General features: G+C 60.3%; 22 protein-coding genes and 1 tRNA gene. 15 read left to right on the top strand and 8 right to left on the bottom strand.

What is annotated here, in order from left to right; translation table 11 throughout:
- Positions 1-16: 16 nt before the first annotated feature.
- Complete coding sequence (locus KUA11_RS09805; protein WP_217410108.1) at positions 17-229, bottom strand: hypothetical protein; 213 nt, start codon at positions 227-229, stop codon at positions 17-19.
- Between the two features lie 124 nt (positions 230-353).
- Here KUA11_RS09805 and KUA11_RS09800 point away from each other — a divergent pair, with 124 nt between their 5' ends.
- The gene (locus KUA11_RS09800; RefSeq protein ID WP_217410107.1) at positions 354-905 is read left to right on the top strand and encodes a phosphate-starvation-inducible PsiE family protein; all 552 of its coding nucleotides are present in this window, start codon (positions 354-356) and stop codon (positions 903-905) included.
- Positions 906-997: 92 nt separating this feature from the next.
- On the opposite strand, the gene KUA11_RS09795 is transcribed toward KUA11_RS09800, so the two are convergent.
- The gene (locus tag KUA11_RS09795; protein WP_217410106.1) at positions 998-1,306 is read right to left on the bottom strand and encodes a hypothetical protein; all 309 of its coding nucleotides are present in this window, start codon (positions 1,304-1,306) and stop codon (positions 998-1,000) included.
- Between the two features lie 363 nt (positions 1,307-1,669).
- On the opposite strand from KUA11_RS09795, the gene KUA11_RS09790 reads away from it, so the two are divergent.
- From KUA11_RS09790 to KUA11_RS09770, 5 genes are all read left to right on the top strand, one after another.
- Complete coding sequence (locus KUA11_RS09790; protein ID WP_217410105.1) at positions 1,670-1,939, top strand: putative hemolysin; 270 nt, start codon at positions 1,670-1,672, stop codon at positions 1,937-1,939.
- Positions 1,940-2,103: 164 nt separating this feature from the next.
- Positions 2,104-2,658: an HdeD family acid-resistance protein gene (locus tag KUA11_RS09785; protein WP_217410104.1), complete on the top strand. Its 555-nt coding sequence runs from the start codon at positions 2,104-2,106 to the stop codon at positions 2,656-2,658.
- Between the two features lie 114 nt (positions 2,659-2,772).
- Positions 2,773-4,218, top strand: coding sequence for a class II fumarate hydratase (fumC, locus tag KUA11_RS09780; protein WP_217410103.1), 1,446 nt, complete (start codon positions 2,773-2,775; stop codon positions 4,216-4,218).
- A 111-nt stretch (positions 4,219-4,329) separates the two neighbouring features.
- Positions 4,330-5,490 carry a pyridoxal phosphate-dependent aminotransferase gene (locus tag KUA11_RS09775; RefSeq protein ID WP_217410102.1) on the top strand — a complete coding sequence of 387 codons (1,161 nt, stop codon included), beginning with the start codon at positions 4,330-4,332 and terminating at the stop codon, positions 5,488-5,490.
- 237 nt (positions 5,491-5,727) lie between these two features.
- On the top strand, positions 5,728-6,774 hold the full coding sequence (locus tag KUA11_RS09770) for an aldo/keto reductase (protein WP_217410101.1): 1,047 nt from the start codon (positions 5,728-5,730) through the stop codon (positions 6,772-6,774).
- A gap of 43 nt (positions 6,775-6,817) precedes the next feature.
- Here the strand turns inward: KUA11_RS09770 and KUA11_RS09765 are convergent, their stop codons facing one another.
- The 4 genes from KUA11_RS09765 to KUA11_RS09750 form a co-directional block, all read right to left on the bottom strand.
- The gene (locus KUA11_RS09765; RefSeq protein WP_217410100.1) at positions 6,818-8,026 is read right to left on the bottom strand and encodes a cation:proton antiporter; all 1,209 of its coding nucleotides are present in this window, start codon (positions 8,024-8,026) and stop codon (positions 6,818-6,820) included.
- Between the two features lie 213 nt (positions 8,027-8,239).
- Positions 8,240-12,796 carry a glutamate synthase large subunit gene (gltB, locus tag KUA11_RS09760; RefSeq protein ID WP_217410099.1) on the bottom strand — a complete coding sequence of 1,519 codons (4,557 nt, stop codon included), beginning with the start codon at positions 12,794-12,796 and terminating at the stop codon, positions 8,240-8,242.
- Positions 12,796-14,238, bottom strand: a complete 1,443-nt coding sequence (locus KUA11_RS09755; protein ID WP_217410098.1) for an NAD(P)-dependent oxidoreductase — start codon at positions 14,236-14,238, stop codon at positions 12,796-12,798. Before KUA11_RS09755 ends, gltB begins: the two co-directional genes overlap by 1 nt.
- Before the next feature lie 206 nt (positions 14,239-14,444).
- Positions 14,445-15,410 carry a complex I NDUFA9 subunit family protein gene (locus KUA11_RS09750; RefSeq protein ID WP_217410200.1) on the bottom strand — a complete coding sequence of 322 codons (966 nt, stop codon included), beginning with the start codon at positions 15,408-15,410 and terminating at the stop codon, positions 14,445-14,447.
- A gap of 227 nt (positions 15,411-15,637) precedes the next feature.
- Between KUA11_RS09750 and KUA11_RS09745 the strand changes: the two genes are divergently transcribed.
- The 9 genes from KUA11_RS09745 to KUA11_RS09705 all read left to right on the top strand — a co-directional run bounded on the left by KUA11_RS09745 (position 15,638) and on the right by KUA11_RS09705 (position 23,148).
- Positions 15,638-15,724: transfer RNA gene (locus tag KUA11_RS09745), tRNA-Leu, on the top strand.
- A 25-nt stretch (positions 15,725-15,749) separates the two neighbouring features.
- A complete protein-coding gene (locus tag KUA11_RS09740) occupies positions 15,750-16,409 on the top strand; it encodes a ribonuclease D (protein WP_217410097.1) in 660 nt (219 codons plus the stop codon).
- A gap of 63 nt (positions 16,410-16,472) precedes the next feature.
- Entirely contained in the window at positions 16,473-17,489 is a 1,017-nt protein-coding gene (locus KUA11_RS09735) for a KpsF/GutQ family sugar-phosphate isomerase (RefSeq protein WP_217410096.1), read from the top strand.
- Positions 17,489-18,238, top strand: coding sequence for an LPS export ABC transporter periplasmic protein LptC (gene lptC / locus KUA11_RS09730; RefSeq protein ID WP_217410095.1), 750 nt, complete (start codon positions 17,489-17,491; stop codon positions 18,236-18,238). Before KUA11_RS09735 ends, lptC begins: the two co-directional genes overlap by 1 nt.
- The gene (locus tag KUA11_RS09725) at positions 18,239-19,279 is read left to right on the top strand and encodes an LptA/OstA family protein (protein ID WP_217410094.1); all 1,041 of its coding nucleotides are present in this window, start codon (positions 18,239-18,241) and stop codon (positions 19,277-19,279) included.
- A 32-nt stretch (positions 19,280-19,311) separates the two neighbouring features.
- Positions 19,312-20,085, top strand: coding sequence for an LPS export ABC transporter ATP-binding protein (gene lptB, locus KUA11_RS09720; protein ID WP_217410199.1), 774 nt, complete (start codon positions 19,312-19,314; stop codon positions 20,083-20,085).
- A gap of 11 nt (positions 20,086-20,096) precedes the next feature.
- On the top strand, positions 20,097-21,593 hold the full coding sequence (rpoN, locus tag KUA11_RS09715) for an RNA polymerase factor sigma-54 (RefSeq protein ID WP_217410093.1): 1,497 nt from the start codon (positions 20,097-20,099) through the stop codon (positions 21,591-21,593).
- A 65-nt stretch (positions 21,594-21,658) separates the two neighbouring features.
- Positions 21,659-22,261, top strand: coding sequence for a ribosome hibernation-promoting factor, HPF/YfiA family (gene hpf / locus KUA11_RS09710; protein WP_217410092.1), 603 nt, complete (start codon positions 21,659-21,661; stop codon positions 22,259-22,261).
- Positions 22,262-22,428: 167 nt separating this feature from the next.
- Positions 22,429-23,148: a class I SAM-dependent methyltransferase gene (locus tag KUA11_RS09705; RefSeq protein WP_217410091.1), complete on the top strand. Its 720-nt coding sequence runs from the start codon at positions 22,429-22,431 to the stop codon at positions 23,146-23,148.
- Positions 23,149-23,205: 57 nt separating this feature from the next.
- Here the strand turns inward: KUA11_RS09705 and KUA11_RS09700 are convergent, their stop codons facing one another.
- A complete protein-coding gene (locus tag KUA11_RS09700) occupies positions 23,206-23,715 on the bottom strand; it encodes an Hsp20 family protein (protein WP_254454828.1) in 510 nt (169 codons plus the stop codon).
- A 107-nt stretch (positions 23,716-23,822) separates the two neighbouring features.
- Positions 23,823-24,857 (bottom strand): glycoside hydrolase family 5 protein, encoded by a 1,035-nt coding sequence (locus KUA11_RS09695; RefSeq protein WP_217410090.1) that lies wholly within the window; start codon positions 24,855-24,857, stop codon positions 23,823-23,825.
- Between the last annotated feature and the right edge of the window lie 186 nt (positions 24,858-25,043).

Genomic DNA, 25,043 nt, shown 5'->3' with positions numbered 1-25,043 from the left:
ATCCCCACCGCACGGGTCAGGAATCCTGATGATCCCCTTTTGCACGCATCCGCCTTGGCTTGCCCGTCAAAGGATTGATCCGCGCAGGCCGATTCACCTGCGTCGTATCGGGCACGACATGACATGCCAGACCTTCCGCCCTTCGGGCCGCCGCAAATCTTTCAGCATGAGAAAGCTGTGCTGCCTGATACAGCACCCGCTCACCAAGCATGACCTTGTGCTGTTTCATGTTTCTTCCCTTTCGATCCACGAACAGAAAAGTCTGGAACGGCTGTCGTCATTCACCGCCTCGCGCATCTGTTTCATGTTAAGGATGCCGATACCTTCTGCCTGAATATGAAAAAGGGAAAGCGATGTCAGCGCAAGATGAACCGCGTGGCCCCGGCGATCCGTTCACGCGCGAAGCTACGCGCCTTCGGAAAAATTTTCTTGAGATGAACCTCTATGAGGGATTCGAGCTGGCCATCATGCTCGTGCTGACGGCCCTCATCATGCTCGTTACGTTGTTCGCGACATGGAATCTGACCAAGGAAGTCTGGCAGCTCGTTCTAGCGCAACGGATCGACCCCAGCGACATGCCCACTTTCCAGACCGTTTTCGGCAATATCTTCACGGTCATCATCGCGCTGGAATTCAAGAGTTCGCTGCGTATCAGCCTGTCTCCCAACAAGGATGTCGTGCGCGTGCGCACCATCGTCCTCATCGCCCTGCTGGCCGTAGCGCGGAAGTTCATCATTCTCGACCTGCACGAAGTCAATCCAGCCGAGATGTTCGCCTTCTCCGCCGCCGTTCTGGCGCTTGGCGTGGTGTACTGGCTGATCCGTGAGCAGGATATCCGCGTGGCGAGCCGCACTGAGCCAACCGTTCCTTTCACGTCACCTCATCAGGATGCCGGACACGGATAAGAAACCCCAACGAAAAAGGGCGGCTCCGAAGAGCCGCCCTTTCCTGACAGACAAGTCGAGGCATCTGAAGACGCCTCACTCCTGATACGAGATCAGTTGTTGTTGTCGTCCTTGTGGTGCTTGTGGTGCTTGTGGTGATGGTCACCGGACTGGTCGTTCTGACCACGATCACCGTCGCGACGATCGCCTTCACGGTGCTCGCCGTCGCGACGATCACCTTCACGGTGCTCGCCATCGCGGTGCTCACCACCCTGCATGCCATGATCGCCCTGAGGACCCTGACCCTGCGGGCCGCCGTGATCGTCAAACTGACCCTGACGGTTCTGATTGTCGTCCTGAGCGTGTGCTGCGAGCGGAGCTGCGAAACCAAGAGCCGCAACGAGCAGAAAAGCCTTTTTCATTTACCATCTCCATCTGGTGGTTGAGCGGCAACATGCCGGAGAGAAATGCCCAAAACATGACCACCGTGTAACAGAGTGAGACATTCATCGGCGCTGCCGTTACATGTCCTACTCCGTCCTCTCCATGGGGAACGTCATGAGCGAAATCGGCTCTCCTGTCGCCCCCTTATCTGGCATATCCCTGCCGCATTCTCCGGCTCCTGCGGCACAAACAGCCTCCAGCCCCAGCCGAAAGCCGCAGAAAATGCGTATGACCTTTTCATGACAGGGCCAAGTGGACACATGGCAGCATTGACGCTTGAACATGCGCCCCCCACATCGCGTCATCCTCTCCTCTATCGTAATCACAAGGAACGAAATTTCATGTCTCTGCCCTCCATTTCCCTGCGCCACATTCTCTTCATAACGGGTGGCAGCCTCCTTCTCGCCGGATGCGCATCCGCCTCTCATCCCCCACATCGGATCGGCATGCCTAACCCCGCCTCAACCTGGTGCATCAAACAAGGTGGCCATCTTGAAATCCGCAAGGAAAGCGGTGGCTCGGTGGGCTATTGCCACCTGCCGGATGGACAGGTGGTGGAAGAATGGACCTTGTTCCGTGCAGCCCATCCGAGCGGTGGCGCGCCGCGCTAAACTAAGTGAGGCGCTTATTTGAATTGCGGGAATGCGACACATCATTGCCGCTTCCCGCATCAGAAAATACCATTCGTAGTGTATTGCGTGCGCCCCAGAACGAATGTCCCGACAGGACGTTATCTGGGTGCGCTCCCTTTCACTTTCGAACAGGATTCCTCTCCATGAATACTCTCGCGGGAAACCGGTGGCTCCTCTTTGTCCTGCTCGGCCTGGCCAGCATCGCTCTGGGAGCCGTGGCGTGGATCGACGCCATTTCGGTCACACTCGCCAGCACCGTCATCTTCGGCGTCCTGTTCATCATCGCAGGTGCATTCCAACTGGTTCACGCTTTCGCATTGCGTGACTGGGGCAGCTTCCTGTTCACGCTCCTTCTGGGTGTGCTCTACATTGTCGGCGGCGGTCTGCTGATCGAGGAACCCGCCACAGGCTCCGTCGTCATCACCGTGTTCATCTCCATCTGCCTGATTATCGGTGGCGCAATCCGCTGCGTCATCGCTTTCCAGAACCGCTTCCTTCCGGGCTGGTGGCTGATGCTGCTCGGCGGTCTCGCCACGCTTGCCATCGGCGTCATGCTCTACGCTACGCTGCCATGGTCCGGCCTGTGGCTGGTGGGCACACTGATCGCCTGCGAACTGATCTTCGCCGGTGTGGGCTGGATCCAGTTCGGTCTCGCCCTGCGTCGTGGTTCGGCCATCATCGAAACACGTACGTTCTGAACCGCCCCGCGTGACAGCGGCATACCTCCTCCGCTGTCACGGTTTCGCGAGAGGTTCGCAACACCCCGTCTAAAAATGTCAGGGTGCGCCCGCCATTCCATACGGGAGGAAGACATGAGCGAATCCCACACCCTGCGCGACATCCCCATCGGTATCGACGCCACCGGCAACCGCACCGAGAGTGACTCGATGGGCAAGGTCGAGGTGCCGGCCGATCATTACTGGGGTGCGCAGACCCAGCGCAGCCTCATCCATTTCTCGATCGGCCGCGATGTCATGCCGATCGAAGTCTGTCGTGCCTACGGCATCGTCAAGAAAGCCGCCGCCCTCGTGAATCTGGCCGACGGGCGCCTGCCGAAATGGAAGGCGGACGCCATCATTCGCGCAGCCGATGAAGTGCACGCAGGCAAGCTCGACAGCGAGTTTCCGCTTTTCGTCTGGCAGACCGGCTCAGGCACCCAGACGAACATGAACGTCAATGAAGTGATCGCCAACCGGGCGATCCAGCTTCTGGGCGGCGAAATCGGGTCCAAGAAACCGGTCCATCCGAACGATGACGTGAACATGGGGCAGTCGAGCAACGACTCCTTTCCCACCGCCATGCATGTCGTCACCCTGCTGGAAATCGAGAACACCCTTCTTCCCCGCGTGGAGGAACTGATTGCCGCCATTCGCAAGAAAGCCGATGGCTGGATGGATGTGGTGAAGATCGGGCGTACCCATCTTCAGGACGCCGTGCCGCTCACCGTCGGGCAGGAGTGGTCCGGCTGGGCCCAGCAGCTTGAGGATGCGTTGGATGCCCTCAAGGCTTCACGCGGCGGTCTCGCCCAGCTTGCCGCAGGCGGCACGGCGGTCGGAACCGGGCTGAATGCCCCGCAAGGCTTCGGTAAAGCCATTGCGGAGCAGATTGCAAAGCTGACAGACAAACCCTTCGTCACAGCCCCCAATAAATTCGCAGCTCTTGGCGGGCTGGACGCCATGGTTCGCGCCTCCGCCGGTCTGCGCGGGCTTGCCGTCGCGCTGATGAAGATCGCCAACGACATGCGCTGGCTCGGTTCTGGTCCCCGCTGCGGTCTGGGCGAGTTGCATCTGCCCGAAAACGAGCCCGGTTCCTCCATCATGCCCGGCAAGGTGAATCCCACCCAGTGCGAAGCAATGGTGATGATCGCCACACAGGTGATGGGCAATGACACGGCCGTCGCCTTTGCCGGCGCACAGGGCAATCTCGAACTCAACGTGATGCGCCCTGTCATCGTGGCGAATGTGCTGCACGCCATCCGCATTCTGGCCGATGGATGCCGCAATTTCCGCACGTTCTCCGTAGAAGGCACGGAACTCGACCACAAGCGGATCGCCCGCAATGTCGAGGAATCGGTCATGCTGGTCACGGCGCTCACCCCCGCCATCGGTTATGACAAAGCGGCTGCCATCGCCCACCGCGCCATGGAAAAGGGGGAAACCCTGCGGGAAGCCGCACTCGCCTCCGGCGTGGATGAGGCGACGTTCAACCGTTACGTAAACCCCAAGGACATGGTGGGACACGGCTTGGCGGGAGCCTGAACGGACGGCGCGATCTCTGGCCGCGCCCCGCCATCATCGGTAGGAAGACAAGGCGCGTCACCCGGACGCGCCTTTCGTCGTTTTTGTCCCCGCCGCTCGCAGGTTTTGTTCATGACCGTCCCAGAGATCGATCCGTTTCACGCCATCGCCATCAGCAGTCTCGCGCACCGACTGGCGGCTGAAGGGCGCAGCATCATCCATATGGAATTCGGTCAGCCATCCACCCCAGCGCCAGCACAAGCCATAGCCCGCGCCCAGCACATTCTTGCCACGGACCCGATGGGTTATTGGGAGAGCGAACCGCTGAAGGCCCGCATCGCCCGGCATTATTTGGAGTGGTATGGCGTCACTCTTGCGCCGGAGCAGGTGATCCTCACCAACGGGGCGTCCACCGCGCTCGTGCTGGCCCTGACTTCCTGTTTCATACCCGGCGCCCGCGTGGCGCTCGCGCGCCCCGGTTATGTGGCCTATCGCAACACGCTACGTGCCCTGCACATGGAGCCGATTGAACTTCCCTGCGGTGAAAAGACACGCTTTCAACTGACGGCCGACATGGTGGCCGCACTCGATCCCGCGCCCGACGGCCTGATCGTGGCCAGCCCCGCCAACCCCACCGGCACCATCCTGCCCGACAGCGCATTTCGCGCGCTGATGGACGTCTGTCGCGCCCGCAACATCCGTGTCATTTCAGACGAAATCTATCACGGCCTGACCTACACCGAGGCCACACACAGCGCGCTGGAATACACACCCGATGCGCTGGTGGTGAACAGCTTCTCCAAATATTTCAGCATGGCCCCATGGCGACTGGGCTGGTTGGTCGTGCCTGAAAACATGATCCACACAGCCCGCGCCCGGATGGGCAATCTGTTCCTCACCCCATCTTCCCTGAGCCAGCACGCCGGTCTGGCCGCCTTTGACTGCACTGACGAACTGGAAGCCCATCTGGCGACCTATCGCCGCAACCGCGAGTTGATGCTCGAAGCCCTGCCGGAAATGGGGCTCGCCCGCATCGCTCCCCCCGATGGCGCGTTCTACATCTATGCCGACATCGGTCATCTGACCGATGACAGCCTCACTTTCTGCGAACGGCTTCTGCGCGATACAGGTGTCGCCACGGCGCCGGGTGTGGATTTCGATCCGGTGGATGGTCACCGTTTCATGCGCTTCAGCTTCGCGGTCTCGACCGATCTGGTGCGTGAGGCCATCGCGCGGATGCGTCCGTGGTTTACTGAGCGCGGGAATGAAGTTGCGCAAACGAGCAATGAGTAAATCTTGAAAGACGAATTGGTCGTTCTTCAGAGAGCGGGCAATCACCACGCTCACGACAAAGGCCGTCTTTGTTCTCATGCTCTTATGTGCAGCATCTTTTTGAAACCCACCCGCCATATCGTGATTTTTTTCTTACCGGACCAGTGACTTCGCCAATTCACCGGGTCTCTTGTGTTGGCCCGCTACACATCGCAGACCTTTTCCTATCGTTGAGCATCGCACAGGAGCACGTACCCCATGCAACAGAGAGAACTCGGACGCACGGGCATCATGGTCAGCGAGATCTGCCTCGGCACCATGACATTCGGACAGCAGAACACCGAGGCCGAAGGGCACGCACAGCTCGATCTGGCGCTGGATCGCGGCATCAACTTCATTGACACGGCCGAGCTGTATTCCATTCCCCCCAAGGCCGAGACCTATGGTGCAACCGAGCGCATCGTCGGAAGCTGGCTCAAGCAGCGCGGCAGCCGTAACAAGGTCATCCTCGCCACCAAGGTGGTGGGGCGTAGCATCATGGACTGGTTCCGCCCGAACGGAGAGGAAACGCGCCTCACGCCGCGCCAGATCCGCTACGCGCTGGAAGGCTCCCTGCGTCGCCTCGGCACGGAGTATGTCGATCTCTACCAGCTTCACTGGCCCGATCGCCGTGTAAACCTGTTTGGAGAAGGCGGCACGACATGGAGCCGGACCGACAGCCGCGACGAGGTGCCGCTGGAAGAAACGCTCGGCGTGCTGGGCGATCTGGTGAATGAGGGCAAGATCCGCCATGTCGGCCTGTCCAACGAAACACCGTGGGGTGTCGCGAAAAGCCTCGAAGCCGCGCGGCAGGGTGCTCCGCGTGTGGCGTCCATCCAGAACGCCTATAACCTCATCAACCGCACATTCGAGTGGGGTCTGGCTGAGTTCGCGCAGCGCGAACAGGTCGGCCTGCTGGCCTATTCGCCACTTGCACAGGGTTATCTGACGGGAAAATATCTCGATGGCGCGCGACCAGCCGGTGCCCGCACAACGCTGTTCAACCGTGGCCAGCGCTACCAGAAACCCGGTGTGGACGACGCCATCCGGGCCTATCTCGCTCTTGCCAAGGACACGGGCCTGAACGCCGTGCAGATGGCGGTGGCCTTCGTGACATCACGCCCGTTCGTTACGTCCAACATCATCGGCGCGACCAGCATCGCCCAGCTTGAGGAAATTCTCGACTCAGTGAACGTGGCGATCACGCCGGAGCTGGAAACACGGATCAACGTTATCCATCAGGTGCATTCCAACCCGGCCCCCTGATCAATCGCAGGTGTCCCGGCATAATGGGCCGGGACAGACACCATCAGGCGGTACGTGGAGCCATCAGACGGAACATCGGTCCCGTCAGCACGGTGGAAATCACCGCCAGCACCATCAGCGAGGCGAAGGCAAATTCCGAAATCATGCCCTGCTCATGCAGGATGGTCGCCGCCACGATCTCCATCAGCCCCTTACATTGAAGGAGCGCGCCCAGCCCTAGCCGCTGGCGAGGAGCCAGTTTCGGCGCGGGCGGGAAGATATACACTGACACCATCTTGGCGATGATCGACACCGCCACAAGAGCAAGCGACGCCACGACGGACGGCCATGTCAGAGCATCGCCATTGATGCGCAGTCCGCTATGCCCGAAGAACATCGGCGCCAGCCAGATCAGCGCGAACGTGCCTACCTGTTCCACCGGCAGCCTGCGCACCCAGCTTGGCGGCATGATCGCGCCCGCGAAATACGCACCGATCAGTTCATGCAGCCCCAACTGGTGGCTCGCCCACGACCCCACTGCCATATAGACCGGCACCGTCACCCAGATGACCCATGTGGGCGGATGGCGGAAATGCTTTGCCGCCCACAGGCCGCCCGCTGCCAACCCACCCAGAAGAGCGACAGCCAGAAATTCAAGCTCCGTCCAGCTGTGCAGGGCTTCCGATCCACGCTCCGCGAATTGCAAAAATGCAAGCCCGATCCACAGCGCCGCGTCATCGACAACCGCAAGCTGAAGAGCGAGTTGCCCAAGAGGACGCTGCGCCGGTTCCAGTTCGCGCACCACGCCGATCAGCACAGGCAAAGCGCTGACAGAAATGCACAGGCCAATGGAGGCTGCCGCCACCCACGGTGCGGCGTGAGGTGGGTGCCAGCCTTCAAGCGGGAGGAAGAATTTCCACGCGAGATAGGAACCGACCAGCAGCGGGCCGCCCAGCGCCACTGCCGCCCCGGCCAGCAGCCGGACCCACGTTGTCGGCGGCAGGGCATGTTCCTCTCTCACATCGTCCTGATGTTGCCACATCTCCAGCCCCGCCGTGAACGCCAGCACCAGAACCGCGACCCAGCCGATCTCGTCTCCATACGCAGAGGGAATACTCACGTCATGCACGGGCACATGCCATACGGCGAACAGTATTCCCAACAATATCGGCAGAATGACAATTGGAATACTGCGCCCGATCAGGCGCCACACCAGCCATGGAAACAGTACAAATACCGAAAAATCTGCGATAAGCGCCAGTATATTTTCCATTATTATGTCCTTTCGCTTATCAGGAGACGATACAGCAAACACTCCTCCCTATTTTCCGGTGCTTATATCGCATTTGTTCACGATCTGTCGAACTGTCATTCAGAAAACGTATTTCACATTTCTCTCAAGAGATTGCTCGGACAACGCGCACAAGAAAAAAGGCCGCCCGTTGCCGGACGACCTTTTCTCCGAATCTGACGATAAAACGAGCGGTCAGGCAGACGCTGCCAGCGTCTCCGGCTGCTCAAAACCGATGATCCGCGCGTAATCCTTCGGCACTACCTGCCAGAAACGCGGCAACACCTCATCCCATTTGTGCAACAGCATCGCCGCATAAGAAGACTGGGTTTCGGCCACATGAGCCTCCACCAACCCACGCAGCTTCGCTTCCCATTCCGGCTGCGTCACCCGCACCCAGAACACATTGTCCGGGTTCACTTTCTGCTCGAAGGAATTGTCTTCGTCATAGACGAACGCCATCCCCCCCGTGAAACCGGCACCGAAATTGTCGCCGGACTCACCGAGAATCACCACCGTGCCACCGGTCATGTATTCGCAAGCGTTGGACCCGCACCCCTCGACCACAGCCGTAGCGCCCGAGTTGCGAACGGCGAAGCGCTCGCCCGCCAGTCCCGCCGCAAACAGAGAACCTGCCGTGGCGCCATACAGCACCGTGTTACCCACGCTCGCATTGGTGTTCGACGCCAAAGTGCTGGACGCCGATGGACGCACCACAATCGTCGCACCCGACAGCCCCTTGCCCACATAATCGTTGGCATCGCCATGCACTTCGAGCTTAAGACCCTGCACCGCGAACGCACCGAGCGATTGGCCGGCTGAGCCACGCAGACGCACCGTGAGATGTCCCGGCGCCAACGTGTTCATGCCGTATTGCCGTACGATCAGAGACGAGATGCGCGTGCCAATGGCGCGCATCGTGTTCTGCACATTGTACTGCAACTGCATCTTCTCGCCGTGATCGAACAGCGGGCGCGCGTCCGCAATCATCTGCGCGTCCAGCGTGTCCGGCACCTCGTTGCGGCCTTCCAGCGTGCTGTAGCGCGCATGCGGACCGGGGTCCGCCTGCACCAGAAGCGGGTTCAGATCGAGATCGTCCAGATAGTCCGAACCGCGCGACACCTGATAGAGCAGGTCCGTACGGCCGATCACCTCATTGAGCGTGCGGAAGCCCAGCGACGCCAGAATGTTGCGCACGTCCTCGGCAATGAATGAGAACAGGCTGATGACCTTCTCCGGCGTTCCCTCAAACTTGGCGCGCATAGCCGGATCCTGAGAACACACGCCCACAGGACAGGTGTTGGAGTGGCACTGGCGCACCATGATGCAGCCCATGGCCACAAGGCTGGCTGTGCCGATGCCGAACTCTTCCGCGCCCAACATGGCCGCGATCACCACATCGCGCCCGGTCTTGATGCCGCCATCGGTGCGCAGCGTGACACGGTGACGCAGGCGGTTGAGCATCAGCACCTGATGCGCCTCCGCAAGCCCCAGTTCCCACGGCAGACCGGCATATTTCACCGAGGACAGCGGGCTTGCACCCGTGCCGCCCGAGTGACCGGAAATGAGGATCGCGTCCGCTTTCGCCTTGGCCACGCCAGCCGCAATCGTGCCGATGCCTGAACGCGCCACCAGCTTCACCGTGACCCGCGCATCCGGATTGATCTGCTTGAGATCGTAGATGAGCTGCGCCAGATCCTCGATCGAGTAGATGTCGTGATGTGGCGGCGGCGAGATCAGCGTCACACCCGGCGTCGCATGACGCAGCTTGGCGATCAGTTCCGTCACCTTGAAGCCCGGAAGCTGGCCACCTTCACCGGGCTTTGCGCCCTGTGCCACCTTGATTTCAATCTCACGGCAGTCATTGAGATACTGCGCGGTCACACCGAAACGACCTGACGCCACCTGCTTGATGGCGGACGAGGCATTGTCGCCATTCGGACGCGGCTTTGCCCGTGCCGGATCTTCGCCGCCTTCACCGGAATCCGACTTCGCACCGATCCGGTTCATGGCGATGGACAGTGTTTCATGCGCTTCCGGACTGAGCGCCCCCAGCGAAATCGCTGGCGCGATCAATCGCTTACGCAACTGCGTGATGCTTTCGACCTCTTCCACCGGAATCGGCTCATTGGTGCTACGGAAATCCAGCAGATCACGTAGCGCCACCGGCGGCTGCCGCTGCACAGCATCAGCGTACCGCTTGTAGATGGTGAAGCTGTCCGTGCCCACCGCCGTCTGGAGCATGTGGATCAGCGTGCCATCGAAGGCGTGCGTCTCCCCACTCCGGCGCATCTTGTACAGACCGCCCACTGGCAGCACGGCAGTAGACGTGCCCCATGCCTGCTCGTGGTAGCTCAGAACATTGCGGGCGATACCCGCCATGCCGATGCCCGAGATGCGCGACGCCATGCCGGGGAAGAACTCCGCCACCAGCGCACGCGACAGGCCGACAGCCTCGAAATTACAGCCACCGCGATAGGACGCCATGATCGAAATGCCCATCTTGGACATGATCTTGAGCAGACCCTTGTCGATCGCCTTTCGATACCGCTCGACCGCCTCACGCAGCGTCATAGTGCCGCACAGGCCACGACGAATGCGATCCGCGATGCTTTCCTGCGCGAGATACGGGTTCACAGTCGTTGCGCCCACACCCAGCGTCACCGCAATGGCGTGAACATCAAGCACGTCGGAGGCTCGCACGTTGAGTGAGGTGAAGGTGCGAAGCGAATGACGCACCAGATGCGTATGCACCGCCGCCGCCGCCAGAATGGTCGGGACACCCGCCCGCTCCGCAGACTGTTTTTCATCGGTGAGGAAGACATGCGTGCACCCCTCACGCACACGCTCCTCCGCCTCACGGCGGATGCGAGAAATGGCTTCACGCAAGGCCGCTTCACCGCCCTCGGCCGGGAAGGTCGTGTCGATGGTGCTGCCACGCTCGCCACAGAACTTGCGCAGCGCCTCGAACTCGCCGTTTGTCAGAACAGGGCTGGGAAGCTGGAGCAGATCGCACTGCTCTTCAGACTCTTCAAGGATATTGCCCAGATTGCCCAGACGGGTGACGAGGCTCATCACCCGCGCCTCGCGCAAGGAATCGATGGGCGGATTCGTGACCTGACTGAAACCCTGACGGAAATAATGCGCCAGCCCGCGATAACGCTCGGACAGCACCGCCAGCGGTGTGTCATCGCCCATGGACCCCACGGCCTCGAACGCTTTCTCCACCATGGGCTGGAGAATCTGCTCAAGCTCCTCAAGCGTGGTGCCGACGGAAAGCTGGCGGCGACGCAATTCTTCCGGCGAATAGAGCACCGGCTCGACCACATCGTTACGCACCACCGATCCGATCTTCTGGATCTTCTTTACCCACTGGCTGAAATTCTGACGGCTCGCCATGAGATCGAGAAGCTGATCGTTGTCGTAGAGCTTGGCTGCGTCCAGATCGATGCCGATGGTTTCACCCGGACCAAGCCGCCCACGGCTGACAACCTCGGCCTCCGGCACCTTCACCATCCCCGCTTCCGATCCCACGATCAGCAGATCGCTCGTCGTGCGGGTGTAGCGCAGCGGACGCAGACCGGAACGATCCAACCCTGCGATCAGCCAGCGCCCATCGGTTGCGCACAGCGCCGCCGGTCCATCCCATGGCTCCATCACCGCGTTGCAATACGCGAACATGTCGCGATGCGCGGGCTTCATGGAAGAATGCGCGCCCACACTGGCCGGGATCATCAGCGCCTTGGCCGCAGGCGCATCACGCCCGGCATGGGTGAGAAGCTCGAACACGTTATCGAGTGTCGCGGTGTCAGACCCACCCACCTGCACGATGGGCTTGATGTCGTTGATGTAGGGATCAAGCTCCGGATCGGCGAGCCGCGTCTCGTGGCTGCGCATCCAGTTCACGTTGCCCGAAATCGTGTTGATCTCACCGTTATGCGCCACCCGTCGGAACGGCTGCGCCAGCTTCCACGTGGGAAACGTGTTGGTGGAATAGCGCTGGTGATAGATCGCAAAACGGCTGATGAAGCGCGGATCGAGCAGATCGGGGTAGAAGTTCGTCAGATGCTCGGCAAGGAACATACCCTTGTAGATCAGCGAGCGACATGACAGCGAGCAGATATAGAGATCCACCTGATTGGCGATCGCCGCCTTCTCGATGCGACGACGGATCACGAACAGATCGCGCTCGAAATCCTCTTCCTTACGGCCCTTCTTGCCACGAATGACAATCTGCTCGATCTCGGGGCGTGTGGCGTTGGCCTTCTCACCGATGCAGGCCGTGTCGATCGGCACCTGACGCCAGCCATAGATGCTGTAACCAAACGCCAGAATCTCGGTCTCGATGATCTGACGGCAGCGCTCCTGCGCCGCGAGGTCTGTCTTGGGCAGGAAGACCTGCCCCACCGCCAGCGGCACGCCGGCGGCAAGCTCGTGGCCCACACCCATCGCGTCCGCGAAGAAATCCTGCGGAATCTCGACATGGATGCCCGCGCCGTCACCGGTCTTGCCGTCGGCATCGACCGCGCCACGATGCCAGATCGCCTTGAGCGCTTCGATCCCCGCCTCGACCACGTCGCGGCGCTTGCGACCGTCGAGTGCCGCGATCAGACCCACGCCGCAGGAATCCCGTTCGTCCTCGGGACGATACAGACCCTGCGTCAGCGCTTCGCTGTTACGCTGCCAGGTCTGGACAAAGTCCTCGCCACTCTCGATGGCGGAAGAGGTGCTGGAAAGATGGTCCATCGTCATTACTCCGCCGCCACACAAGAAGAGGAGAGCGCACGCTCACGGATCGTACGGTCGATCTGCGCTGCCGCGTCCCGGCCATCACGAATGGCCCACACCACGAGGCTCGCACCCCGCACAATGTCACCGGCCGCAAACACGCCGGGAATGGAGGTCTCGAACGTGGTGCGCTCCACCTGCACCGTGCCCCAGCGGGACACTTTCAGATCGTCCGCCTTCCACATCTCCGGCAGCGGCTCGGGATCGAAACCCAGCGCCTTGATGACCAGATCGGCCTTGATCGTGAACAGGCCATCCGGTTCCGGCTCGATCGACTGGCGGCCGCTCGCATCCGGCAAACCGAGACGCATCCGCTGCGCCCGCACGCCCGTCACCGTCTCATCACCCAGAAAGCCTTCAGGAGCCGCGAGCCACACGAACTCGACACCCTCTTCCTCGGCGTTCTTCACTTCACGCACCGAGCCGGGCATGTTCGCACGGTCACGACGGTAGAGACACTTCACCGAGCGCGCGCCCTGACGGATGGCCGTGCGCACACAGTCCATGGCCGTGTCACCACCACCGATGACGACCACATCGCGATCTTTCGCGTCCAGTTCGCCTTCGGGCACCACATCACCCAGCGAACGGCGGTTCGATGCCGTGAGATAGTCCAGAGCCGCCACGATACCGCCAAGCCCCGAACCCGGCCCACCGATTTCGCGCGCCTTGTACACACCCGTTGCGATCAGCACCGCGTCATGGCGATGACGCAACTCGTCCAGCGTGATCTCGCCCTTTCCGCTGCCGATGCCCTGCTTGAGATGGAACAGAACACCCTGCTCCTCCAGCAGCGCCTGACGACGGGCCACGATATCCTTTTCCAGCTTGAAGCCGGGGATACCGTAAATCAGCAGCCCCCCCACGCGGTCATGACGGTCATAGACATGCACCCTGTGGCCCGCAGCCCGCAGCCGCTCGGCGGCGGCCAGACCGGCCGGACCCGCCCCGATAATGCCCACGGAACTGTCCAGTTCTTCCACGGGCATGGCGGGCTGCACCCAGCCATTCTCAAACGCCGTGTCGGTGATGTAGCGCTCCACCGCGCCGATGGTGACGCTCTCGAAGCCTTTCTCGATGACGCAGTTGCCCTCGCACAGGCGATCCTGTGGGCAGATGCGGCCACAAATCTCGGGGAAAGTGTTCGTCGCCTGCGAGACAGCATAAGCCTCTTCGAGACGCCCTTCCGCTGTCAGCATCAGCCAGTCAGGAATGTTGTTGCCCAAAGGACAGTGCACCGAACAGAACGGCACGCCACATTGCGAGCAACGACTGGCCTGCGTCGCCGCCTGCTCACGCGCGAAATCCTCATAAATCTCATTGAAGTCCGCGCGCCTCTCAGCGGCCTGCCGCTTGGGCGGCTGCGCCTGCGGAACGGAAACGAACGAGAGCATCTTGGCTGACATGCGCGGCACTTCCTTCTGGGCGCGAACCGGGCCTGCCGTCAGGGCGCGACTACTCGCCCGGAGTTCCGGCAGGACACATTCAGCGATACAGCACGTCTCACGCCAACAAAAGGCAGTATTGATGACCCATCAACCGAAACGATTTTTCATTCCCACCGCAACCATGTCACAACGGCTCAAAATATGGGCATAAATACTGACATAAATTATGCAACAACCTGATCTACAACACTATCTCGCCCACCACCCGGCGCATACCGCGCCATATACGCAGGCGCCACGAGATCAAGAGAAACAGGCGCCATCCCGAGTTCGCGGAAACCCGGCGCCTGTCCACTCACGACATTATCCTGCGAGAGCATCTTCAACTGGTCACGTGTAAGAAACTGACCGGGCAGACGCTCAAGCACAGCCGCCTGCAACGCCGCCAGTCCCGACGGCACGACAAAAACCGGCTTGCGACGCCCTGTCATAGCCAACACGCGCTCCGTGATCTCACGCATGGTGAGCACGTCCGGACCACCCAGTTCGCACAGACTTCCCTGATCGGGACGCATGGCCACGCTGGCCGCCACAATCCGCCGGATGGCCTCTGCTACATCACCCACATGCACGGGCTGAAGTTTCGTGCCCGCGCCATAGACCGGCATGACAAACGGCACGTACCGCGCCAGACCGCCCAGCATATTGAGGAAATGGTCTTCCGCTCCGAAAATGACAGAGGCCCGCACAATGGTGGCGGTCGGGAAATGTCGCGCTACAGCCGCCTCACCCGCCGCACGGCTGCGGCCATAAAGAGAGGCCGCCGAGTCGGAGGCCCCCAGAGCGGACATCTGCACGAGCACCTCAGCATTTTCTTCCGCGGCAATCCGGGCAACGCGCTCCGCTCCCTCCACGTTCACGCTCTTCAGCCCTCTGCCACCGAGAACGGCCGCAAGGTTGACCACCACGGACGCCCCACGAATCGCCGCCCTGACATCGTCCTCCCTCTCCACCGGCGCGAAAAACGGTGTGACCTGCCCGACATCACCAAGCTGGCGCAGCGCATTGGCCAGATCCGTGCGACGGCAGCCCACACGCACGGCATAGCCATCCTGCGCCAGACGGCTGACGAGTTGCCTGCCCACAAAGCCGGAGCCACCGAAAACCGTTGCAATCCGCCAGCCACCCATCACTGTCATCTCCCTGTTCCGCCGGACGTCCCGCGTCCGCCCCACATTTCATGCCCGACGATACAACGACCGTCCGATCCGTCCATTCATGCCCGCGCGAGGACGGACCCGCCTTGATTCATGTCCGGCTCCGTCGCAGACAAAAAGATAACGACGCCCTCTTGACCGCCTCTTCCCAGCACTTTAAACGCCTGCTCCACCAGCCCGGTGCGCCGGGTTGTCATCTTGCCCAGATGGCGGAATTGGTAGACGCGCAGGTTTCAGGTACCTGTGGCCGAAAGGTCGTGGAAGTTCGAGTCTTCTTCTGGGCACCATTACTCTCGACAGCATGGACAGGCCATGAGCGGCAAGATTACGGCCGGTGGGCCAATCACGCTTCATCGCAACGATCTCCCCGATGGTCTCGACCTCGGCAAGCGCGTGGCGGTCGATACCGAGACCATGGGTCTCAACCCCCATCGTGACCGGCTTTGCCTCGTGCAACTCTCCTCAGGCGATGGCACCGCGCATCTGGTGCAGATCATCCCCGATGCGCCCGGCGGCAAACCCGCCGACTGCCCCAATCTGAAAAAGCTGCTGAGCGATCCCTCCGTTGAAAAGCTGATGCATTTCGGTCGCTTCGACGTAGCCGTGCTCCAGCACACTTTCGGCATCACGGTGGCGCCCGTGATCTGCACCAAGATCGCAGCCCGCCTTGTCCGCACTTTCACGGACCGTCATGGCCTTGCCGCCCTGTGCCGTGAAATGCTCGGCGTGGAGATCAGCAAGCAGCAGCAGAGTTCGGACTGGGGCGCGCCGGAACTCACGCCGGAACAATTGGCATACGCCGCCTCCGACGTGCTGTATCTGCACGCGCTGTGGGACAAGCTCGAAGCGCTTCTGGTGCGCGAAAACCGCCGCGAACTGGCACAGGCGTGCTACGATTTCCTGCCCACCCGCGCGCGTCTCGATTTGCTGGGCTACGAAGACCCCGACATCTTCTCCCATCGTTCTGCCTGATTTGTCCGCTCCATTCGGGCGTGGCGATTGACCGCCGCCCCCGCTCGGACGATAGAGAACGGCATGAATCACCCCGATCCCTCCGGGCCGCCTTTTCCGCGTTCCAGCGCCGTGGAGGCTGCCCGGCGCGTGCTGAACACAGAAGCGGCCGGTCTGGTCGCTCTCGAAGCCGGACTGCGCGATGAAAACGGTCTGGCGCAGGCGTTCGCCCGGACCATCGACCTGTTTGCCACCATTCCCGGACGCGTCGTGGTCAGCGGCCTTGGCAAATCCGGGCATATCGGGCGCAAGATTCAGGCCACACTCAGTTCCACCGGCACACCCGCCATCTTTGTGCATCCTGTCGAAGCCTCGCACGGCGATCTCGGAATGATCGCACCGGGAGACGCGGTGCTGGTGCTCTCCAACTCGGGCGAATCCTCGGAACTGGCTGACATCGTGGCCCACAGCCGTCGCTTCGGACTGTCGCTCCTCGCCATGACCGCCCGCCCCGCCTCCACCCTCGCGCGCGCCGCCACCATCGTCCTGCAACTCCCACAGGCACCCGAAGCCTGCCCGATGGGACTGGCGCCCACGACCAGCAGCCTTCTCCAACTGGCGTTGGGAGACGCGCTGGCCGTGGCTCTGATGGAGCGGCGAGGGTTTACGGCCGGTGATTTCGGCGTGTTCCATCCGGGCGGCAGTCTTGGTGCGCGACTGCGCAGCGTGCGCGATCTCATGCGCACGGGCGAAGCTCTGCCCATCGTTCCGCCCGGCACCATCCTGCGTGACGTGATCGTGGAAATGACCTGCAAGGCCGTCGGCTGCGTGGGCGTCCTCACACCCGAAGGCGAACTGGCTGGCATCATCACCGATGGCGATCTGCGCGGCGCACTGGACCGCGATCTGACAACCACGCCCGCGGAAAGCGTGATGAATCGCACTCCCATGACCGTGGCACCTGACCGTCTTGCGGCCGAGGCTCTGCGCCTGATGAACGACCGCGCCCGCCCCGTGACGTCCACCTTCGTTCTCGACGAGTCTCATCGACCGGTGGGTGTCCTGCATGTGCATGACCTGCTGCGGGCCGGAGTGGCCTGATGGCCGACGAAACGCCCCCACCCCTACCCGATAACAACCGCGCCGAACGCGCCGATTTCAGCCGCTCCAGCGACACGATCAAACGCCAGCGCGCGGTGCTGGAAGCCTCCGTCGTCGCCAAGCGCAAGGCGCCGGGACGCGCGGAACTGGCGCGCCGTCAGACGATGCTGCGCTGGGCGAAATATGTCCTGCCCTCGCTCGCACTGCTGCTGCTGGCCTCCATCGCGGTCTGGCCGGAAATCGACCGTCTGATCAATGCCAACCACACGGCGCTGACCGAACTGACACGACTGAAGATGGAAAGCGGCAATCTGGAGGGGGCGGTTTATCGGAGCGTGGATTCCCATGATCGGCCCTACATGCTCACAGCAAAGACCGCCCACCAGATCGACGAAGACCGTATCGACCTTGTGGGACCGGCGGCCGACACGCTGACAGAAGGCGGCGCGTGGCTGTATCTCCAATCCGAAAACGGCACCTATATGCAGCATGAGCAGCTTCTCGACCTGACCGGGGAAGTCATGCTCTATCGTGATGACGGTCTGATGATGCGCAGCCCGATCACCGGCGTGGCCCTGCATGACGGTATCGTCACCGCTGATTCGTGGATCCACGCGGAAGGACCGTTTGGCGTCCTCGACGCGGCGGGGTATTGGCTGTCCGAGCATGAGGGCATTGCCCAGTTCCGTGGTCCAGGACGCCTGATCCTCAATGATGACCACCACGGATCGCACGACAAGGCCAACTGAATGGTATCGTTTCGTCCCACTTCTCCCGCTGTCATGGCCACAGCCCTGCTCGCCCTGTGGGTGAGCGGAAGCGGGCAGGCCCACGCGCAGGCCATCGACCTCTCGCATGGCGGACAGATCACCGTTACAGCGGTGGGCGGTTTCGACTGGGATCAGAACGCGCAGAAGGTCATCGCCCGCGATCAGGCACAGGCGGTCCGTGGCGATGTCACCGTCACCGCCGATACGCTGATTGCCTATTACCGCAAGAAGGCCGCAGCGCCGACCGCTGCCGGTGACAAACCTGCGGCTCCGGCGACCGCGACTCCCAAGGACCAGCCAGCCCCAGCTCCTGCGTCCCCTCCCCCGCAGGAAGGCGGCGACACACAGCCGGGAGGCGCGGACAGTTCCGGCTCCAATGAGATCTACCGCCTTGAAGCGGAAGGCCATGTCCATATTTTCACCCACACCGATCAGGCGTGGGGGGATCGGGCCGTCTATGACATCGATCAGGCCACGCTGGTCATGACCGGTCACGCGCTCAAACTGACCACCCCTCAGGATGTGCTGACCGCCCGCGACTCAATGGAGTATTATTCCCAGCCCCGCATTTCCATCGGACGTGGCAACGCCACCGTCACCACCAATGACGGCAAGCAGATCCGGGCGGACGTGTTGGTGGGCTACAGCGCGCCACCTGACAAAAAAGAAGAGCCGTCCGCCGTCAATCCGGGTGGGAGCGAACCGAAGAAAGAAGGCGGCGATCCGCTCAGCAACGGTTCGGGCAAGCTGGAAAAGGTCAACGCCTTCGGACATGTCTGGGTACGCACGATCAATAACGAAATCATCACTGGCGCGCGCGGCGTCTATGTGCCCGACACCGGCATCGCTCGCATCGTGGACAATGTTCACATCACGCGCGGGCAGAACCAGCTTCAGGGCTCGGCCGCCATCATCAACATGAAGACCGGCGTGGCCACCATGACGGAACGGCCCGGCAGCCGCGTGAGCGGGCTGGTCGTGCCCAACAGTGGCGGCGACAAGGGCGGAAAGGGGAACTGAGGATGAACGAGCAGGACTTCGCCCCCGATTTCATGCAGACCGCCCTCCGTCCCGGTGTGGACACGCCCATCCTGCGGGACCGCGCCCACGGCCTGTTCGCGGACGGGATCGGCAAATCCTACAAGAAACGCGAGGTTGTCCGGAACGTCTCGATTGAGGTCCATCGCGGCGAGGCGGTAGGACTGCTCGGACCGAACGGTGCGGGCAAGACCACCAGCTTCTACATGATCGTGGGGCTTGTTCAGCCCGACACCGGCTCCATCACACTCGATGGCGCAGACATCACGCGCCTGCCCATGTATCGCCGCGCCCGTCTGGGCATTGGCTATCTGCCGCAGGAAGCCAGCATCTTCCGTGGCCTCAATGTCGAGCAGAACATCATGGCCGCGCTGGAGGTGGTCGAGTCGGACCCCGACAAGCGCGACGCCATGCTGGACGGTCTGTTGGGGGAATTCGGCATCTCGCATCTGCGCCGCTCGCCTTCCCTCGCTCTTTCGGGCGGTGAGCGCCGCCGACTGGAAATTGCGCGCGCACTGGCCAGCCAACCGAACTACATCCTTCTGGACGAACCGCTGGCGGGCATCGACCCCATTGCCGTGGGCGAAATCCGCGATCTGGTCTCACATCTGAAGGATCGTGGCATCGGCGTGCTGATCACCGACCACAACGTGCGCGAAACGCTGGAAGTGATCGACCGCGCCTATATCATGCACGGTGGTCAGGTACTGATGCAGGGCCTGCCCGAAGAGATCGTGGCCCACGAGGATGTGCGCCGCGTGTACCTTGGAGAAAGTTTCACCCTCTAATCTCTGGCCTTATGGCCGCAGCACGACCGGGACTTCAGCTCCAGCAAACGCACAACCTCGTCATGACGCCCCAGTTGCGTCTGGCGATCCGCATCCTGCAAATGACCAGCGCGGAAGTGAACGAACTGGTCGAGCAGGAACTTCTGGACAATCCCTTGCTCATACGCGTGGAAGACGCGCCTTTTCCGGCCGAGCGTCCAGCCCCGGACCAGACACTTTCTCCGCCGGAAACCTCCGTTCTGCCGGACAGCACCACCTGCGCCGCCGATACACTCATCGGAGAAGCAGCGCTGGATATGGAGCCTGCTACCGTTGCAGAGGGAGCAGGCTTCGACGACACATGGACCACCGAGAGCGCCCCACGTGACTGGCGTACGACTACCTCTCTCTCCGGCGACACATTACCCGATCCTCCCGCCGCGCTTTCCCTGCATGACCGTCTGGCGGAACAACTGCGCCTGACCGCATCCTTCTCCCCTGTACAAAGGTTGATCGGCGCGGCACTTCTGGCCGATCTCGATCCCGCCGGACGCCTTTGCACCGCCCCTACGGAACTGGCTCGTATGCTGGGTGTATCTCACGAGGATCTGGAAGCCGTGCGTCACTTGATGATGACGCAATTCGACCCGCCGGGGCTGTTCGCCACCTCCCTGCGTGAGTGTCTTGCCGCACAACTGGCGGCCCGCAATCGCCTCGATCCCGCAACGGAGACTCTGCTCGATCATCTCGATCTGATCGCTCACCACAAAACCACTCAGTTGCCCGCCCTGTGCGGAGTGGATGAAGCCGATCTGGCGGACATGCTCATGGAACTGCGGCATCTCGACCCCAAGCCCGGCTTCGAGCCGGACAGGCTGGGCATGATCGTGCGCATACCGGACGTCATTGTGCGTCAACAGCCCGATGGTTTGTGGCGCGTCGATCTGAACGATGAGGCCCTTCCCCGCCTGCGGATCGATACGGGCCTTCAGCGGCGTGCTTTCCGCAGCTTACGTGCGAACGACAAGGGCTTTCTCAAGGAGAAGATTTCGCACGCTTCGTGGCTGCTTAAAGCACTTGAGCAAAAAGAGCGCACACTGCTCAAGGTGGCTAGAGAAATAATGAGACGGCAGGTTGCTTTTCTGGAACACGGCGCAATCGCTCTCACACCTCTCACTATGCGCGAGATTGCGGAAGAGACAGGATTGCATGAAAGTACTGTAAGCCGCGCTACGGCTGGCAAATATGTTGCAACTCCACGCGGCCTTCTGGAGATGAAATACTTTTTCACGACAGCTTTGAAAGGACAGCGTGGAAAAGAAAATCACAGTGCAGAAGCAATACGTTTCCGTATACGCCGTCTGATCGATGCGGAGGACAGGGAGGCGGTCCTGTCGGATGACGACATCGTGCGAAACCTTCGCAAGGAAGGCGTGGACATCGCCCGTCGAACCGTGGCCAAATACCGGGAAGCGTTGCACATCGAAAGTTCCGTGCAGCGCAAACGGAAGAAAGCCGCCTCCGCCTGACGGCGCACGGGCGTCGTCACAGGCTTCAGGCGACCGGTTTCCTCAAGGACAAGGAGCCCGTCAGAATGCAGATTCACGTTTCCGGTAAACAGATCGATCTCTCAGCTGCACTTAAAGAGCGCGTTACGTCCCACCTTGGAAATATCGCGAACCGGTATTTCGATGACGCATTCGACGCCAGCGTGACATTCAGCAAGGCTCGCGCCTTTTTCACCTGTGACATCAATGTTCATGCCGGACGCGGCCTCACGCTGCGCGGAGAGGGCGAAGCGGCCGATGCCCACAGCGCTTTCGATGATGCCGCCGAACACATCGCCAAACGTCTGCGCCGCTATCGGAAGCGGGTCACCTCCCACGCACGCGGATCTGCGCCGCGTCACACGCCTGAAATAGGGCGGACCTACGTACTGCAACAGCAAAGCGAGTCTCCAGCCGCCAACACTGGCACAGAACTTCTGGCTGACAAGGAAACAGAAACCGCCTTTGCAACCGTCATTGCAGAACAACCCACGGAAATCGCCTATCTTACGGTGAGCGAAGCCGTCATGCGGTTAGATTTGGCGGACCGCCATTTGCTGGTCTTTCGCAATAGCGCCAGTGGCGCGATCAACATCGTTTACCGACGTGATGACGGGAATATCGGTTGGGTGGAACCGGGCTCAAAATAAGAGATTCTCCCGGATATAGTCCCCACAATATCCGGGATACCTTTCGTTTCCTTTCAAATTATACGCGAATCTCAATATATTTAAATAATTATTATACAATTCAAAATACCTTAAAAAGCGTCGAACATTCTTCGATTTTCTTTATCTACTACGAACGGTGCATACAAATGGATATTACACCTTTACCTGCTGGTGATATTGAAGGCGCAATTCGCTTTATTCAAGAAGTTCCTTTCGAAAAATTACAAGATGCCGCTTATATTGAACATGTTATGCTTCCCACTCTTGGCTTCAACAACGAAATTTTGGAAGAATTTCCTGTCAGTCTTCTTCCATGGTGTGGACATGGCATTAAATCATGGCAATACCCCAAGCAATTCTCGAAATACCTTGTATCCCTATCAAAGAAAAACATAAAATCTTACGCGGAAGTCGGCTGTCGTCATGGCGGGACGTTTATTATAACACTCGAATACCTAAAACGATTTAATCCTATTGAAAGCGCTCTCGCTATCGATATCGCACGAAGCGATATCATGCAGAATTATTGCAACTCTCACAAAAATACAAAATACTTAATCTCGTCGAGTCGTTCAGAGGAAAGCATTTCTGAACTACAATCCCGTCAATGGGATCTTGTCCTCATTGATGGTGACCATAGCACAGAAGGCTGTCTTCACGATTATATCGCCACCAAAAATCATGCAAAGTATCTTGCTTTACACGACGTTATCAGCGATGCCTGCGTCGGCGTAAAAAATATCTGGAATTTAATAACCTCTATATTGCCGGACCGCAAAACAGAGGCTTTCACAGAACAATATGATGAAGTCATTACACGCACAGGAAAGAAGTTCTTGGGCCTTGGGATTGCAATCCTTGAGTAACCCTTAAAAAATCACGCTCATCTTTTATTTCCCAACAAAGATGAGCGTGAATTCTTTTCACTCGTCTCCAATGCTCCGCACCGTCTTGGGAACAGCCGTCGCAGGTGCGATCCCGCTGCCATTCGCCCCACTGGCGCGCGCAGCCGGACCGTTCGCACTTCCCGCGCGAATATCAATCCGTCTCACGCGCACTTCCGGCTGCGGACGGTAAAGATCGATATTCAGAAGCCCGTTATCCAGCCACGCGCCACCGATATCGATCCCTTCCGCCAGCACAAAGGATTTCTGAAACTGGCGCGAGGCGATGCCACGATGCAGGAACACACGTCCCTGAAAATCCTCGGTCTGACGCCCACGGATGACAAGCTGATTGTCTTCCTGAGTGATCTGAAGATCGTCCATCGTAAAGCCCGCCACCGCTAGCGTGATCCGCAGTGTGGATGGCCCGATCTGTTCGATGTTGTAGGGCGGATATCCATCCCCGGACGTTTTGGACGCCCGTTCGAGCATGGTCTCAAGATGATCGAACCCGAGAAACATGGGTGATCCAAACACTCTGCCTGACATGCAGCCTCCTCCCTGTGAGCGAGACAGTGGGGACGGCCCCGTAACGGCAACCGCCCATTGTGCTGGATATGGCGCGCGATCAGCCGGTTGCAAGAGGCAGCGTCATGTCAGGGAGCCGAATGGCGGCGTGAACCCGCATGTCTTTTCGTCGCAAGAAATGGCCGCAGCACATCCATCTGTGGCTTCTCCGTACCGTCTTTGGTAGGCTCGATGGAATACATGTAAGCCCCCCACAGCGGTCCTCCCGCCCAATAGGTCCAACCGTAGATCACGTCCGGCTGAGCATAGAGATACGTCATGGCCGCCTTCAGGTCAGCCAGACATTCCGGCGTCTGGCTGACACCGAACTCACCCAGAATCCCCTGCGCGTGATGCGCCTTCAGCCAATCGACAAACGGCGAGAGTTTGCCCACCACCTGATCCTGCGGAATGCAGTTGGGTGAACGCCCCGAAGAATCCGCATCGAAATACTGGTGGGCCTGATAGAGCAACGGTTGCACCGGATCATGCAAACGCGCGAGCGCCGCGCCATTGTCCTTCTCGAAATTATGGGCGCCATCCCATTTCACGCCGGAGACAATGATGCGGTTTTTCACTCCCGCCTTGCGCAGCCCATCAATGACAGCCTGCTGGATGTCCACCCATTCGTCCGCCGAGCTCTGCTGCGGCTCATTCATCAGATCGAACAGAACGTGCCGGTCGCGCCCGAACTCACGCCCCAGCCGCACCCAAAGATCGACAAAGGCCGCCGTCGGCACGTCCGAGGTGCCAATAAATTTCCCGTGGAACTTGCCGTAATTGTGGACGTCGAGAATGACCTCAGCACCCGCTTTGCGTGAAGCTTCGATGAAATCCTTCACCTCCCGGAGATAGGCGACATCCAGCTTTCCCGAAAGCTGCGGCTGGATGCGTTCCCACAGGATGGGCAGGCGGAACAGGCTCATGCCCTGCTGCGTGTAGTAATCAATCTCTCCTTGTTTGGGGAACATGTAGTCCCAGTTCAATCGACCGGGAATTTTCCCCGACGCGAAGCCCGCTCCGGCCAGATTAACGCCGCCCCGAGGTGTCGCCGCCTCCGCGGCAGTCGTCCCCAACGTCAGACCGCCCAGAGCCACAAGCGCGAGAATGTCATGGAGGCGCATGTTCAGCATCCTTCTGCCACTTTTCATGGTCATGTCCTTCACCCGCTGCCTCCATCGGCTTGGATGCATTATTCAACCCCACAGCAGCCCTGCGCGTTTCCGTGAGATTGCCCCGTTGATAAACAAGCCGTTAAACGCGATCATCCCGCACCGATCGCAAACCTGACGCAGCACGGAGGCGCGCAC

This window comes from Acetobacter estunensis (genome assembly GCF_019083805.1).
GTDB lineage: Bacteria > Pseudomonadota > Alphaproteobacteria > Acetobacterales > Acetobacteraceae > Acetobacter > Acetobacter estunensis_A.
The sequence above is the reverse complement of the archived record's forward strand: the minus strand, read 5'-3'. Positions and strand labels throughout refer to the sequence as shown.

Coding starts and splice junctions, on each gene's coding strand:
- KUA11_RS09700 (WP_254454828.1), bottom strand. CDS start 23,715: ATGTCAGGCAGAGTGTTTGGATCACCCATGTTTCTCGGGTTCGATCAT.
- KUA11_RS09770 (WP_217410101.1), top strand. CDS start 5,728: ATGCAACAGAGAGAACTCGGACGCACGGGCATCATGGTCAGCGAGATC.
- hpf (WP_217410092.1), top strand. CDS start 21,659: ATGCAGATTCACGTTTCCGGTAAACAGATCGATCTCTCAGCTGCACTT.
- fumC (WP_217410103.1), top strand. CDS start 2,773: ATGAGCGAATCCCACACCCTGCGCGACATCCCCATCGGTATCGACGCC.
- KUA11_RS09800 (WP_217410107.1), top strand. CDS start 354: ATGTCAGCGCAAGATGAACCGCGTGGCCCCGGCGATCCGTTCACGCGC.
- KUA11_RS09775 (WP_217410102.1), top strand. CDS start 4,330: ATGACCGTCCCAGAGATCGATCCGTTTCACGCCATCGCCATCAGCAGT.
- gltB (WP_217410099.1), bottom strand. CDS start 12,796: ATGACGATGGACCATCTTTCCAGCACCTCTTCCGCCATCGAGAGTGGC.
- KUA11_RS09785 (WP_217410104.1), top strand. CDS start 2,104: ATGAATACTCTCGCGGGAAACCGGTGGCTCCTCTTTGTCCTGCTCGGC.
- KUA11_RS09805 (WP_217410108.1), bottom strand. CDS start 229: ATGAAACAGCACAAGGTCATGCTTGGTGAGCGGGTGCTGTATCAGGCA.
- KUA11_RS09795 (WP_217410106.1), bottom strand. CDS start 1,306: ATGAAAAAGGCTTTTCTGCTCGTTGCGGCTCTTGGTTTCGCAGCTCCG.
- KUA11_RS09755 (WP_217410098.1), bottom strand. CDS start 14,238: ATGTCAGCCAAGATGCTCTCGTTCGTTTCCGTTCCGCAGGCGCAGCCG.
- lptC (WP_217410095.1), top strand. CDS start 17,489: ATGGCCGACGAAACGCCCCCACCCCTACCCGATAACAACCGCGCCGAA.
- rpoN (WP_217410093.1), top strand. CDS start 20,097: ATGGCCGCAGCACGACCGGGACTTCAGCTCCAGCAAACGCACAACCTC.
- KUA11_RS09705 (WP_217410091.1), top strand. CDS start 22,429: ATGGATATTACACCTTTACCTGCTGGTGATATTGAAGGCGCAATTCGC.
- lptB (WP_217410199.1), top strand. CDS start 19,312: ATGCAGACCGCCCTCCGTCCCGGTGTGGACACGCCCATCCTGCGGGAC.
- KUA11_RS09725 (WP_217410094.1), top strand. CDS start 18,239: ATGGTATCGTTTCGTCCCACTTCTCCCGCTGTCATGGCCACAGCCCTG.
- KUA11_RS09750 (WP_217410200.1), bottom strand. CDS start 15,410: ATGGGTGGCTGGCGGATTGCAACGGTTTTCGGTGGCTCCGGCTTTGTG.
- KUA11_RS09790 (WP_217410105.1), top strand. CDS start 1,670: ATGTCTCTGCCCTCCATTTCCCTGCGCCACATTCTCTTCATAACGGGT.
- KUA11_RS09765 (WP_217410100.1), bottom strand. CDS start 8,026: ATGGAAAATATACTGGCGCTTATCGCAGATTTTTCGGTATTTGTACTG.
- KUA11_RS09695 (WP_217410090.1), bottom strand. CDS start 24,857: ATGCGCCTCCATGACATTCTCGCGCTTGTGGCTCTGGGCGGTCTGACG.
- KUA11_RS09740 (WP_217410097.1), top strand. CDS start 15,750: ATGAGCGGCAAGATTACGGCCGGTGGGCCAATCACGCTTCATCGCAAC.
- KUA11_RS09735 (WP_217410096.1), top strand. CDS start 16,473: ATGAATCACCCCGATCCCTCCGGGCCGCCTTTTCCGCGTTCCAGCGCC.